The sequence below is a fragment of the Burkholderia sp. Bp9016 genome (assembly GCF_003857765.1).
Lineage (GTDB): Bacteria > Pseudomonadota > Gammaproteobacteria > Burkholderiales > Burkholderiaceae > Burkholderia.
This window is the reverse complement of the sequence record NZ_QTPY01000022.1, coordinates 105,367-117,698: the sequence shown is the minus strand read 5'-3', so window position 1 is coordinate 117,698 and position 12,332 is coordinate 105,367. Positions and strand designations below refer to the sequence as shown.

13 protein-coding genes and 1 pseudogene are annotated in these 12,332 nt (G+C 66.5%); 5 read left to right on the top strand and 9 right to left on the bottom strand.

The window, feature by feature from the left end; all coding sequences use genetic code 11:
• The 3 genes and pseudogenes from DIE13_RS24935 to DIE13_RS24925 all read left to right on the top strand — a co-directional run.
• Positions 1-113: pseudogene (locus tag DIE13_RS24935) on the top strand (electron transfer flavoprotein subunit alpha/FixB family protein); the annotation flags it as partial.
• Between the two features lie 593 nt (positions 114-706).
• On the top strand, positions 707-1,489 hold the full coding sequence (locus tag DIE13_RS24930; RefSeq protein WP_175751122.1) for a transporter: 783 nt from the start codon (positions 707-709) through the stop codon (positions 1,487-1,489).
• Between the two features lie 97 nt (positions 1,490-1,586).
• Complete coding sequence (locus DIE13_RS24925; protein ID WP_175691896.1) at positions 1,587-1,883, top strand: hypothetical protein; 297 nt, start codon at positions 1,587-1,589, stop codon at positions 1,881-1,883.
• A gap of 192 nt (positions 1,884-2,075) precedes the next feature.
• Here the strand turns inward: DIE13_RS24925 and DIE13_RS33020 are convergent, their stop codons facing one another.
• On the bottom strand, positions 2,076-2,216 hold the full coding sequence (locus DIE13_RS33020) for a hypothetical protein (RefSeq protein ID WP_175751123.1): 141 nt from the start codon (positions 2,214-2,216) through the stop codon (positions 2,076-2,078).
• Between the two features lie 39 nt (positions 2,217-2,255).
• On the opposite strand from DIE13_RS33020, the gene thrS reads away from it, so the two are divergent.
• Positions 2,256-3,464, top strand: a complete 1,209-nt coding sequence (thrS, locus tag DIE13_RS24920; RefSeq protein WP_124829753.1) for a threonine--tRNA ligase — start codon at positions 2,256-2,258, stop codon at positions 3,462-3,464.
• A 297-nt stretch (positions 3,465-3,761) separates the two neighbouring features.
• On the opposite strand, the gene DIE13_RS24915 is transcribed toward thrS, so the two are convergent.
• The 7 genes from DIE13_RS24915 to DIE13_RS24885 form a co-directional block, all read right to left on the bottom strand.
• Entirely contained in the window at positions 3,762-4,262 is a 501-nt protein-coding gene (locus DIE13_RS24915) for a GNAT family N-acetyltransferase (protein WP_124829763.1), read from the bottom strand.
• 245 nt (positions 4,263-4,507) lie between these two features.
• On the bottom strand, positions 4,508-5,467 hold the full coding sequence (locus DIE13_RS24910) for an amidohydrolase (protein WP_124829752.1): 960 nt from the start codon (positions 5,465-5,467) through the stop codon (positions 4,508-4,510).
• Positions 5,445-6,392, bottom strand: coding sequence for a YncE family protein (locus DIE13_RS24905; protein WP_124829751.1), 948 nt, complete (start codon positions 6,390-6,392; stop codon positions 5,445-5,447). The genes DIE13_RS24910 and DIE13_RS24905 overlap by 23 nt, the downstream gene beginning before the upstream one ends.
• 50 nt (positions 6,393-6,442) lie before the next feature.
• Positions 6,443-7,735, bottom strand: a complete 1,293-nt coding sequence (locus DIE13_RS24900; RefSeq protein ID WP_124829750.1) for an MFS transporter — start codon at positions 7,733-7,735, stop codon at positions 6,443-6,445.
• Between the two features lie 102 nt (positions 7,736-7,837).
• Positions 7,838-8,755 carry a dihydrodipicolinate synthase family protein gene (locus DIE13_RS24895; protein WP_124829749.1) on the bottom strand — a complete coding sequence of 306 codons (918 nt, stop codon included), beginning with the start codon at positions 8,753-8,755 and terminating at the stop codon, positions 7,838-7,840.
• A gap of 8 nt (positions 8,756-8,763) precedes the next feature.
• Positions 8,764-9,936, bottom strand: coding sequence for an L-rhamnonate dehydratase (locus DIE13_RS24890; RefSeq protein ID WP_124829748.1), 1,173 nt, complete (start codon positions 9,934-9,936; stop codon positions 8,764-8,766).
• Positions 9,937-9,985: 49 nt separating this feature from the next.
• Entirely contained in the window at positions 9,986-11,041 is a 1,056-nt protein-coding gene (locus tag DIE13_RS24885) for a 4-hydroxythreonine-4-phosphate dehydrogenase PdxA (RefSeq protein WP_124829747.1), read from the bottom strand.
• A gap of 115 nt (positions 11,042-11,156) precedes the next feature.
• Between DIE13_RS24885 and DIE13_RS24880 the strand changes: the two genes are divergently transcribed.
• Positions 11,157-12,104 carry a LysR family transcriptional regulator gene (locus DIE13_RS24880; protein ID WP_124829746.1) on the top strand — a complete coding sequence of 316 codons (948 nt, stop codon included), beginning with the start codon at positions 11,157-11,159 and terminating at the stop codon, positions 12,102-12,104.
• A 12-nt stretch (positions 12,105-12,116) separates the two neighbouring features.
• Here DIE13_RS24880 and DIE13_RS33015 read toward each other — a convergent pair whose 3' ends face one another.
• The gene (locus DIE13_RS33015; protein WP_185731221.1) at positions 12,117-12,263 is read right to left on the bottom strand and encodes a hypothetical protein; all 147 of its coding nucleotides are present in this window, start codon (positions 12,261-12,263) and stop codon (positions 12,117-12,119) included.
• Positions 12,264-12,332 lie beyond the last annotated feature (69 nt).

Genomic DNA, 12,332 nt, shown 5'->3' with positions numbered 1-12,332 from the left:
AGGTGATCGTCGCGATCAACAAGGATCCGGAGGCGCCGATCTTCAGCGTGGCCGATTACGGTCTCGTCGGCGATCTGTTCGCGCTGGTTCCAGAGGTGGCCGACTGCCTGTGACGGCGCGGCGGAGCGTCTGTACACGCACCAACCGGCTCTGTCACCCAGGAATTCCCATCGAGCCGGCGGGAGCCTGCTGGGTTAGAGGCGGCAAAGAGCGAGATTGAACGCGTCGAGACAAGGTGCTCCGCGCGAGACGATCCAGACTCGGACGAACTGCTGAATACCCACAATTTGCAGGATCGGAGTCGGCCAGGAATTGGTCGCCGCATCTGCGATTAAATTCGGATTCCTACTCTTGAATATGGTGGGTCGAATCGCAGTACTCATGCCGACGATTTTAATTTTCTGCCTGTCCGTGCATCGACAGGAAGCAATCCAGCTGGCGGCTGGAGAACGCTCGGATGCGGCGAGGAACCGTATGAGAGCGGACAGGGAAGTGCGATGACCGTTGGTCGCATTCGAGACGAGAAGGATAGATCGGTTGCCGACCGATGCGAAATAACGAGTCGGCGTGCTTGATAAAAGTAGTTATGCAAATGATGCGAATGCGTCTGAATGTAGCCGCATACAACCTGGAGCAGCACGTGAAATCGAACCAAGTATCAAGAAAAGTTCTGACCAGCCTGGTGTGCGCATCATCTGCCGCCTGCATGGTTCCCCTCGCACACGCGGGCTCGCAACTGCTGCCGGGGATTTCGACCGGTTTGCCGCTGGGCGCGCCGTTGCCGCCGGGTATCTACAGTGTCACGCAGCTCAACTATGGCTGGCGCGGCAGCTCGCCGACGGTCGGCGTCGGTGTCGGCATCCCGAGCTGGCTGATCTGGTCCACGCCGTGGACGGTGGCCGGCGGCCGCCTTCTGCTCGATACGGTGACTGCGGTCGCGAACGTCGACGTGAAGGGCTATCACGGCTATACCGGGGCCGGTAACACCTATATCGACGCTCAGCTCAAGTGGGATCTCGGCGGCGGCCTGTCGGCCGGTGTGCAAAGCGGCGTGTTTCTTCCCGTGCGCAACGACCTGACGTCGCTCGGCGTGACGCGTAATTTCTATTCGCTGATGGAAATCGCTGCCGTGACCTACGAGCATAACGGCTGGGAGTTCGATGCCACGGGCATTTACGGCACCGGCAAGCATGGCAGCGAGCTGGGCGAGAACGCGGCACCGCAGTGGACCAACTTCGATCTGACCGCGTTCAAGCGGGTCGGCAAGTGGGAGCTGGGCGGGATCGCGTTCGGCTCGGACGACCTGACCTCGCCGGTGGCCGGCTACCAGAAGCAATCGCAGGTCGCGCTCGGTGCGCTGGTTGGCTACAGGATCGGCCACGACACGCTGCAGCTCAAGGCGTCGCGTGATGTAACCGAAACCGGCTACACGGGGCACGAGACGCGAGTCTGGATGAACTTCATCGTGCCGTTGTGGAGCCAGAAATAAGCCGATGTGTCGGGTGGCGGGCACATCGGCACTTGCCCGGCACGGCAGCGCCTCGATGGCGATGAAAGCCATCGAGTGTTCGCAGGAGCGTGAACCCATGACTTTACTCGAGCAAATGCGTGTCGCGAGACATGCTGCCGCGCAGGCGGCCAATGTCGTCGATGCGGACATCTGGAGATGGTTCGCAACGGTGATGGAGGATCGACGCATTCGTTGGTGCTTCGATGGCAATGCGTGGCTGGTCAGCGTCGATCATCGGCATGTCGCAACCGACCCGTGCTTTGACAGCGCTATTCGTATTGCCAAGAGCGAGTCCGAGCGTCGCATGCGGCGTTCGGAGCGGTGCCGCAATGAGCCGCAATGCTCCGACGCACCGTCGTCCCTGCCAATCTGAGCGGGTTCGCGACAGGTTTTCGGGAAGCGATCGCCGCCCACGGCCCGGGCGAATTGCGCAGGCGTCAGGTCGCGCCGCGCGTATTCGACTGGCCGACTGCTCGCCGACGCGGGATGCCCGAGGGCGCGCACCGAGCGACGGTTCCGGATTCGAATGCGTCGTTGACAGACGTTCACGCGTTGACTAGATTCGTCACATGAGCGCACTTTTTGTCACGACTGCCACGACCACCACCACGACCGCCAATGGCGGGTCGGGAGGAGGTTGCGCGTCGTAGGTCAGTGCCTCGAGCGATCCCCAGGCCCCGCCGGAAACGGACGGGGCCTTTTTCATGCTCTGTTCGGCCGGTACCCACTGTCAACGGAGAACATCATGGACGAACGCGACCATCGCGTGCTTGGTAACAGGCTGGATCTGTTTCATCAACAGGATGAGAACCCAGGCGCCATTTTCTGGCATCCGCGCGGCATGGTTTTGTTTCGGGTCGTCGAGGAATATATCCGCGTTCGGATGCGCCAGGCCGGCTTCGCCGAAGTGCGGACACCTCAGATCGTCGCGCGAGGTGTCTGGGAACAGAGCGGCCATTGGGAGAAGTTCGGGCGGAACATGTTTTCGCTCGAAAGTGACGATCATCCGTACTGTCTCAAACCGATGAGCTGCCCGTGCCATGTGCAGGTCTTCAAAAAGGGCACGCGTTCGTACCGCGATCTGCCGATTCGATATGCGGAATTCGGCGCGGTTCACCGGGCCGAACCGTCCGGCGCGCTGCACGGCCTCATGCGTGCCCGTGCGTTCACCCAGGACGATGCCCATGTTCTATGCATGCCCGCTCAGGTGGAGGTTGAAGTCGCACGATTCTGCGTGTTGCTGAAGACGATCTATGCCGATTTCGGATTTGGCGCATTCGACGTGGCGTTGTCGACGCGGCCCGTGATTCGCGCCGGCGACGATGCGGTGTGGGATCGCGCGGAAGCGATGCTGGCGTCTGCTGCGCGGGCGGCAGGGCTGGACTTCTCGATCCAGGCGGGCGAGGGAGCGTTCTACGGTCCGAAGCTCGAATTTCATTTGCTCGACGGTCAGGGACGGACGTGGCAGTGCGGGACGATCCAGCTCGACTTCGTATTGCCGGGGCGGCTCGGCGCCGCCTATGTAGCGGAGGACGGTGCGAAAGCGACGCCCGTGATGTTGCATCACGCGGTGCTCGGCAGCCTCGAGCGGTTCATCGGCATGCTTCTCGAACACTACGCGGGGTGGTTGCCGACGTGGTTGGCGCCGGACCAGATCGTCGTGGCGAACATCGGACAGGACGCCCGCGCATTTGCCGAGAACATGGCGTTCGCCTTCGAAGACATCGGGTGCCGGGTGCGGCGGGATTTTCGTGCCGAACGCCTGCCGCGCAAGATCTTCGATGCAAGGGAGCTGGCAGCACCGATCGTCGCAGTGGCGGGACGGAAGGAGGCGCTGGCCGGTGAGGTATCGCTACGCATGAGGAACGGGGAGCAGCACGTGCTGACGATTACCGATGCGCTCGCCTACCTGACGCAGCAGGCGCGCGTTCCGTCCGCGACGCGGGTGTTCTGACCGGACGGCACGCGCAGGCGTGTTCGAGGTGCGTGCAATGGTCGGGATGCCCGGCTTTGCGCTTTCGCGGGGCAGGCCGGCGCGCTGCTCCATGCGAGCGATTTCCACGACAACCGCGTGCGGGTTGTCGACCGACGGCGGGGCAGTTGCTGATCGGCGACGAAGGCCCCGACATGAACATCAAGCGCTATTCCGTGTCGGGCGGCCCGTGCTAGCCGACACGTTCGGCGTGTGCGCCTGTCGCCCGCTCGAACGGCGAGCATGTGGTCACGAAGAACAACGTGAAGGGGAACCGCATCACCGTCTATCGGTGGGCGCCTTGACGCAGGCTGCGTCGCGCATCGCGGCCGATCCGCGCCAGATCAGGTTCGCGCTCGTTTCCGTCTCCGACGCGACGCTGAAGCCGAGGCGCTCGTAGAGCCGCCGTGCGGGATTGCCGTGCAGCACGCTGAGCGATACGGGTACGTGCTCGCGCGCGGCTTCGGCCAGCAGATCGCGCAACACGGCTTCGCCGATGCCATGCCCTTGCCGCGACGGGTGGATCTGAATCTGGTGAACGTGCCATTCGTCGGCGGCGCGCGTCACTTTCAGCAAGCCGATCGGGTTCGCGTCGGCGCTCGCGCCTTCGCAGACGATCATCGCGTCTTCGAAGTTCGCGAAGATGCGCCGGTGGTGCGCTTCGTCGTCGGTGGGGGCGCCGACCCGTTGCAGATGCCCGGTCATCGTAAGCCGGCGGAGCGTCAGCAGGAACGGCAGGTCGGCGGCGGACGCCGGGCGCAGGCGGATGGCGGAGGGCATGGTCGGCGCACGTTCGCGGGCGGATGCAAGGCACTGACGCGCATGATCCACGAACGCGGCGAACCGGTCAAATTCCGGGCGGCGGGAAGCTGGATTTAACGGGCGACACGCGAACCACGCGCCGCCCCACGGCCAAGGCAGGCCGACGCGCACAAGCGAAGCGCGGACGTGCCCATTCCCCCCTGTCTGCTGCCGATTCGTTGCGCCCGGCATAAAGGCGACCCCACGGGCCGGGTCAAGCCCGTTCACGCAATCCGGTACACGCGCATCGCGTTGCCGTGCCAGATCGCGTCGCGCGCGACGTCGTCGAGGCCGGCCATCGCGCCCGCGAACGTGCGCAGCAGCGCCGGATACGACACGCGCAACCCCGCCACCGGAAAATTGCTCGCGAACAGGCAGCGCTCCCAGCCGAATATCGCGATCGTGTCGCGGATGATCCGCGCGTTGTCCGTGTCGTTCCACACGGCGTCGCGCAACCCGAGCTCGGAGATCTTCACGCTTACGCGCGGCGATGCCGCGAGCGCTTCCATCCCGCCGCGCCAGCGCGCGAGCCCGGCGTCCGACCGATCCCACGGCAACCCGGCGTGTTCGAGCACCACGTCGACACGCGGCGCATCGGCCAGCAGCGCGGCTGCTTCGCCGAGATGCCAGAACGGCACGCGCAGATCCCAGCTCAGGCCGTGCGCGGCGAGCCGTTCGAGCGCGGCCGGCCAGCGCGGATCGCGCAGTGTGCCCGGCCCGTCGACATCGGCATCCGCCGACGCAGCGGTGCGCGGCTTGAAGCGCACGCCCCGCACGCGCGGCCACGCGGCCTGTTCGGCGAGCCGCTCGTCGGCGTCGCCGGCGAGCAGGTCGACCCACGCGACGACCGCCGACGGCAGCCCGTGCGCGGCCGCGACCTGATGCAGCCAGCGTGTTTCCGCGAGCGCTTCGTCGTGCGCGCGTTCGGCCTCGACGTGCACGCTCGCGACGATCGGCGCACCCTGTGCCGCGTGCCGCAAATCGGCCACGCCGAAATCGCGGCACAGCGCCGCGTAGTCGCCGAACATGAAGCGCGCCGGATCGTACTGCGCCTGCAGCCACGGATAATGCGCCCCCGTGCCGAGCTGCCACAGGTGGTGATGCGCGTCGACGAGCCTGGCCGGCAGCGCATCCGGCGACGGCCGCGCGTCGCCGCGTGGGTCAGCGCGTGCCTGCGAGCACATACGACGCATCCGGTTCGCGCAGCGTCGGCAGCGCACCGACGAAGCGCCACGCATCGAGATCGAGCTCGCGCACGTAGTCGTCCTGGAACGACACGTACGCGACGCGTCGCGACGGATGGAACGACAGCGCGGTCGGATTCGCGGGCAGCGCGACGCGTTCGATCTCTTCGAGCTGCCGCGCGTCGAACACCGAAATCGACCGTTCGCCGGAATTGGTCAGCAGCAGCAAATCGCGGCCGTCCGGCGCGGTGGTGCGGTAGATGCGGTTCGGATCGCTGCGCGTCTTCACGCGGCGGCCGCAGGTCATCGTGTCGGTGTCGATCTCGACGAGCGTGTCGTCGCCGCGATTCGCGACGAACAGCGTGCGCTCGTCGCTCGACAGCGCATTGCCTTCGGGGCGCGGGCCGGGCATCACCGCGCGCGGCGCGACGGTCGCGTCGCGCGGATGAAACTGCGTGACGGTGTTCGACAGCAGATGCACGCCGTAGGCACGGCTCGCATCGCGGGTGAGCGTCACGAGGTGGGTCTTCACGCCGCCGGACGGCACGGCCATGTTCGGCACGGCCTGCCGGGTCGGTTCGTCGAACACGAGCAGCATGTCGTGCGCCTCGCTCATCGCGTACAGCCGGCCGTCGCGATCGGCGGCCATCCCGTGCGGCCGGTAGTACGGCCACAGGTCGAGCATGCGCGTGTGCGTGCGCTCGACGAGATCGATCTCGGCAATCCGGTGATCGCCTTCATGGCCGCGCGACCACGCGGTTTCGATCCCGAAGATGCCGACGTATGCGTAGCGGTTGTTCACGTCGACGGTGAATTCGTGCGGGAAGTTCGGCAGCACGACATGCTTGAGCGCGGCTTTCGTTTCGAGGTCGTAGAAGCTGAAGGTATGGGCGCATTTCTGCACCAGCAGCAGGATGTCGTTCATGGTGAGTCTCCGTTGTTTCGTGCGCGTGCCGGCTTCCCGGCGCGCGCGTATCAGTCTTCGCAGCGCCTGGGCAGCGTCAGCGCGAGCAGGCCGGCCACCGCGAGCGTGACCGCGAGGCTGTACACGCCGGCCGCGGCGCTCACGTGCTGGGTCAGCACGCCGACCGCATACGGGCCGCAGAAGCCGCCGAGGTTGCCGAGCGCGTTGATCAGGCCGCGCGCGCTGCCCGCCGTCTCGACGCTGCACAGCTTCGGCGGAATCGCCCAGAACACGCCGGCTGCCGCCTGCAGGAAGAAGCCGCAACCGATCAGGAACGCGAACGACACGATCATCGACGCATGGGTGAGTACAGACAGCGCGAGGCACGCGGCGAAGCCGACCAGCGGCAGCAGCACGAACAGGCGGCGCTTGCCGGTTCGGTCGGACAAATACGACGTGCCGAACATCCCGATCATCATCGCGACATACGGCAGCATCGCGAGCAGGCCGACTTTCCCCATCCCGCCGTGCGTGAGGTTTTTGAGCAGCGTCGGCAACCACATCGTATAGCCGTAGATGCCGACCTGATAGCAGAAGTTGATCGCGATCAGCAGCCAGATCGTCGGGTTGCGCAGCATCGCGCCGAACGATGCCGCCGCAGGCGCGCCGGCGGCCTGCTTGCGTTCCTGTTCCTCGCGCAGCGCGTCGAGGATGTACGCCTTTTCGCGCGGCGACACCCAGCGTGCGGTCTCAGGGCCGTCGTCGGCGAACATCATCCACGCGACCAGGCACAGCAGCGACAGCGCGCCGGCGCAGAAGAACAGGTGACGCCAGTCGTACGCGGCGAGGATGAAGCCGGATAGCGGCGCGGTGATCATCCCGGCGAGCGGCACGAACATGATGACCATCGCGTTGGCGCGTCCGCGTTCGCGGTCGGGAAACCAGTGGCTGACCATGGTCAGCACGACCGGCAGCATCCCGCCTTCGGCCACCCCGAGCATGAACCGCAGCGTCAAAAGTTGCCACGTATGGGTGACGAGCCCGGTCAGCACCGACAGCAGCGCCCAGCTCACGAGCGACCACGCGATGAATTTCTTGCCGCTGCCGAGCGCGGCGCGCCGGCCGGCCGGAATCTGCAGGAACAGGTAGCCGAAGAAGAAGATGCCGCCGGCGAGGCCGGCCATGGTCGCGTCCATGCCGAGATCGGCGTTCATCCCGCCGGGCATCGCGAACGCGATGTTCACGCGATCCATGTACGAAATGATGCAGGCGAGCAGCAGCGGCGGAATCACGCGCAGCCAGCGGCGGCGCGGAACGGCTTCGCCGGCTTCATAGGCCGGGTTGGCGGGGTTCAGCAGGTTCATGGTGTCTCCGGATCCATGTGACGGGCGGCGGCGGCCTTCTGTCGGACCGCCGTCACGCCGATGCGCAACGCACGCGCGTTGCGGGTACAGGCAGATGTTGGGTCAGCGTCCCCAGCGCAGCACGAGCGGATCGAGCCGCCGCGCCGCGTCGAGCAGGCCGGCGCGCACCTGCGGGTGCATGTCGGGCCACGGCGCGCGCGGCCGGTCGCACGCGATCACGCCGCCTTCCTTCATCAGCGCCTTCGCGGTCAGGAAGCCCGACTGGCGGTTCTCGTAGTTGATCAGCGGCAGCCAGCGCCCGTACTGCTCGCACGCTTCGTCGCGGCGCCCGGCGAAATACGCGTCGGTGATGCGGCGAATCCCGTCCGGATACCCGCCGCCCGTCATCGCGCCGGTTGCGCCGGCATCGAGATCGGCGAGCAGCGTGATGCCTTCCTCGCCGTCCCAAGGCCCTTCGATCGCGTCGCCGCCGAGCGCGATCAGCTCGCGCAGCTTCGACGCCGCGCCGGGCGTCTCGATCTTGAAGTACGACACCGCGTCGATTTCGCGTGCGAGCGTCGCAAGCAACGACGCAGGCAGCGCGACGCCGCTCGCCGGTGCGTCCTGGATCATCAGCGGAATGTCGAGGCCGTCGGCGACGTCGCGGAAGAAAGCGCGCACCTGCGCTTCCGGCACGCGGAACGTCGCGCCGTGATACGGCGGCATCACCATCACCATCGCGGCGCCGAGCGCCTGCGCGCGCCGGTTGCGTTGCGCGCAGATCCGCGCGCTGAAGTGCGACGTCGTGACGATCACCGGCACGCGGCCGGCGACGTGCTCGAGCGTGGTGCGCGTGATGAGGTCGCGTTCGTCGTCGCCGAGCGCGAACTGCTCCGAGTAGTTCGCGTGGATGCAGATGCCTTGCGAGCCGGCGTCGATCATGAAGTCGAGACAGCGGCGCTGGCCGTCGAGGTCGAGTGCGCCGTGCGCGTCGAAGATCGTCGGCGCGACCGGAAAGACGCCCTGGTAGCGTGCGTTCATGGCGACCCTCACTCGACGATGTCGAACTGGTCGAGGAATTCGGTCTTCAGCGAGAGGCCGAGACCCGGCACGTCGTCGCGCAGTTGCAGGAAGCCGTTCTCGGCCACCGGCTCGCCGTCGAAGATGTAATAGAACAGCTCGTTGCCGACTTCCACGTCGAACATCGGGAAGTACTCGCTCATCGGCGATGCGAGCGTGCTCATCGTCAGGTGATAGTTGTGCATCTGGCCCGCGTGCGGAATCACCGGCACGCTGTATGCCTCGCACAGCGCGTTGATCTTGTGCGCCATCGTGATGCCGCCGACGCGGTTCGTGTCGTACTGGACGACCGACACGGCCTTGCGATCGAGCAACTGCTTGAAGCCGTAGAGCGAGAACTCGTGTTCACCGCCGGAGATCGGAATGCGCGTGAGCTGGTTCAGTTCCGCGTAGCCGTCGATGTCGTCGGCGATCACCGGTTCCTCGAGCCAGCGCGGCTGGTACTTCTCGAGCTTCGGCAGGATGCGCTTCGCATACTCGAGGTTCCAGCCCATGTAGCACTCGAGCATCAGGTCGTTGTCGTAGCCGATCACCTCGCGGATCGCCGCGACCGACTTGAGGTTCTCGACCACGCCCTGCTGCCCGTGCGCGGGCCCGTAGCCGAAGCGCATCTTGAACGCGCGGAAGCCTTCCTTCAGATACTTTTGCGCTTCCTCCTGCATCGCCTTCAGGTCGGTGCGGTACAGCTTCGAGTAGTAGCAGGGGATCTTTTCCTTGGTGCGTCCGCCGAGCAGCTTGAACACGGGCTTGCCGACGCTCTTGCCGAGGATGTCCCAGATCGCGATGTCGACGGCCGAGATCGCCGCCATGCCGATGCCCTTGCGGCCCCATGCGTGGGTCGCGCGGTACATCCGCTGGTTCAGGTATTCGTAGTCCCACGGATCCTGGCCGATCACGAGCGGCGCGAGGTACTGGTCGATGATCACCTTCGCGACGTGCGGCGCGAGCGCGACGTTGCCGAGGCCGACGATGCCGTCGTCGGTCTCGACTTCGACGACCGTCCACGCATGGAAGCGGAACGTGCTCATCGTCTCCTGCGGCGCGTACAGCAGGTCCATCGCATTCGAGCAGAAGTTGCCTTGCGGCGGGACGGTCTTGCCTTTCCACTGGAATACGCGGGCGCGTACGGAACGGATCTTCATGATGGTGTCTCCGGAATCGATGTTGTCGTGTGTAGAAGGCGTGCGAGGGTCACGCGGAAACGGTGGTCGTGCGGCGCGCGGCGCCCATCCGGCACGCGATCTGCAGCGCCTGCCAGGTCGCGCCGACGTCGGCGCTGCCGCGGCCCGCGATGTCGTACGCGGTGCCGTGCGCGGGCGTCGTGATCGGTACCGGCAGCCCGCCCTGAACGGTCACGCCGCGCGAGAAGCCGAGCAGCTTGATCGCGATCTGCCCCTGGTCGTGGTACATCGTGACGACCGCCTGGTAGTCGCCGGCCTGCGCCTTCAGGAAGATCGTGTCGGCCGGGAACGGGCCGTGGAACGGCGCGTCGGTCGGCCACGCGCGCGCCTGCAGCTTGCGCACCGCCGGCTCGATGATGTCGACTTCCTCGCGGCCGCAACTGCCGCCGTCGCCGCCGTGCGGGTTGAACGCGGCGATCGCGACCTTCGGTGCGGCGACGCCGTTCGCGAGCAGCGACCGGTAGATCAGTTCGGATGCCTGCTCGATGCGCTCGACGCTCAGTTGCGCTGCCGCATCCTTGAGCGGGATATGCGACGAGATCCGCGCGGTCCACAGTTCGCCGAGCGTGTTGAATTCGCAGAAGTAGCCGGTCACGCCGAGCGCGGCGGCGAAGTGATGCAGCTCGTCGTCGTGCTTCAGCCCGCCGAGCTTCATCGCGTACTTGTTCAGCGGCGCAAAGCAGATTGCGTCGATGTCGCCGGCGAGCGCGGCGTCGAGGCATTGGTCGAGCACGGTCAGCGTCGAGCGGCCGCCGGCGGCGCCGGCCTGGCCGACGGTGACCTGGGCGGGATCGATCGTGTCGACCGCGACGAACGCGGCGCGCGCGGTGGACGGCCGGCCGCGCGCGGCGGCGAGCGACGCGACGGGTTCGACGTCGACCGTCACGCCGGCCACGCGCTGGCCGGCTTCCCACAGCCAGCGGTCGCCGATCAGCACGAGGTTCGCGCGGGCGGTCGCGTCGGGCCGCGCAAGTAGTTTCGCGATCAGTTCGGCGCCGATGCCGGCGGGGTCGCCGAGCGTCAGCGCGACGACAGGCAGGGGAGCGGCGGGCGAGGGGGTGTTCATTGCAGTGTCTCCGGTGGCGGCGCGTGGCCGTTCGTGTATGGGGTTCATGCTAGGTAGACGGAATGAGTCGGTAAATTGAAAACTCTTGATGAATCGATAACCTGGAGTAATCGAAATGGGCTCGATCGATCGACGAGACTCGACTCCCCAATTGCTGAACCGGCTGCGGATGCGGCAGATCGCGCTGTTGCTGGCGGTGGACGAATGCTCGACGCTGCGCGCGGCGGCCGGCCAGCTCGGCCTCACGCAGCCCGCCGCGACGAAAATGCTGGCCGAACTGGAAAGCGCGCTCGGCCAGCGGCTGTTCGACCGCGTCGGGCGCGGGCTCGTGCTGAACCCGGCCGGCGAGCGCGTGCTCGGCTATTTCCGCGGGATCCGCGGCAGCGTGGAGGCGCTCAACCGCGAGCTGGGCGAGCTGCAGCTCGGCAGCGCGGGGCGGCTCGCGATCGGCAGCATCATGGCGGCGTCGCCGGGGCGGCTCACCGAGGCGCTGGTGCAGTTGAAGGCGCGCTATCCGCTGCTCGCGATCGACATCGCGGTCGACACCAGCGACCGGCTGATGCCGCAGTTGCGCGAAGGCGTGCTCGAAGTGGTGATCGGCCGTCACGTCGGTAGCGATTGCGATTTCCGCGTGGTGGACGATGAAGCGCTCGCGATCATCGCGGGCCGCGACCATCCGCTCGCGGGCGCGGGGCCGGTCGAATTCGACGCGCTGCTCGATTACGCGTGGATCCTGCAGCCGGCCGGCAGCCCGGCGCGCGAGGTGGTCGAGCGCGAATTCCGTGCGCGTCACCAGCCGATGCCGCGCGGGCTCGTCGAAACGGGCTCGATCCTGACGACGATGAACCTCGTCGACCGTTCGCAGATGCTCGGCGTGATTCCGCTGACGGTTGCCCGGCGCAACGCGGAGCACGGGCTCGTGGCGATCCTCGATTACGAGCTCAAGCAGAAGCTGCCGTCGTACGGCAGCCTCGTGCGGCGCGACCGGCCGCTCAGCATTCCCGCGCAGCAGTTTCTCGCGCTGTTCCATCGGGACGGGGCGGGGGATGACGGCGATGCGTAATGGCGCGGCCTGTCAGCCGAGGCGCCCGAGCCAGCCGCGCCAACCGCGCTGGCCGATCAAGCCGATCAAGCCGATCAAGCCGATCAAGCCGATCAAGCCGATCAAGCCGATCAAGCCGATCAAGCCGAACCAGCCGAACCAGCCGAACCAGCCAAGCACGCCAAGCCACTGCCATCAGGGAACGCGGTTAAGCGTGATGGCGACACCGGCGAGGCGGCTGAGGCAGGC

Coding starts and splice junctions, on each gene's coding strand:
- DIE13_RS33020 (WP_175751123.1), bottom strand. CDS start 2,216: ATGAAAAAGGCCCCGTCCGTTTCCGGCGGGGCCTGGGGATCGCTCGAG.
- DIE13_RS24890 (WP_124829748.1), bottom strand. CDS start 9,936: ATGAAGATCCGTTCCGTACGCGCCCGCGTATTCCAGTGGAAAGGCAAG.
- DIE13_RS24885 (WP_124829747.1), bottom strand. CDS start 11,041: ATGAACACCCCCTCGCCCGCCGCTCCCCTGCCTGTCGTCGCGCTGACG.
- DIE13_RS24930 (WP_175751122.1), top strand. CDS start 707: ATGGTTCCCCTCGCACACGCGGGCTCGCAACTGCTGCCGGGGATTTCG.
- DIE13_RS24925 (WP_175691896.1), top strand. CDS start 1,587: ATGACTTTACTCGAGCAAATGCGTGTCGCGAGACATGCTGCCGCGCAG.
- DIE13_RS24905 (WP_124829751.1), bottom strand. CDS start 6,392: ATGAACGACATCCTGCTGCTGGTGCAGAAATGCGCCCATACCTTCAGC.
- thrS (WP_124829753.1), top strand. CDS start 2,256: ATGGACGAACGCGACCATCGCGTGCTTGGTAACAGGCTGGATCTGTTT.
- DIE13_RS24915 (WP_124829763.1), bottom strand. CDS start 4,262: ATGCCCTCCGCCATCCGCCTGCGCCCGGCGTCCGCCGCCGACCTGCCG.
- DIE13_RS24900 (WP_124829750.1), bottom strand. CDS start 7,735: ATGAACCTGCTGAACCCCGCCAACCCGGCCTATGAAGCCGGCGAAGCC.
- DIE13_RS24880 (WP_124829746.1), top strand. CDS start 11,157: ATGGGCTCGATCGATCGACGAGACTCGACTCCCCAATTGCTGAACCGG.
- DIE13_RS24895 (WP_124829749.1), bottom strand. CDS start 8,755: ATGAACGCACGCTACCAGGGCGTCTTTCCGGTCGCGCCGACGATCTTC.
- DIE13_RS24910 (WP_124829752.1), bottom strand. CDS start 5,467: ATGTGCTCGCAGGCACGCGCTGACCCACGCGGCGACGCGCGGCCGTCG.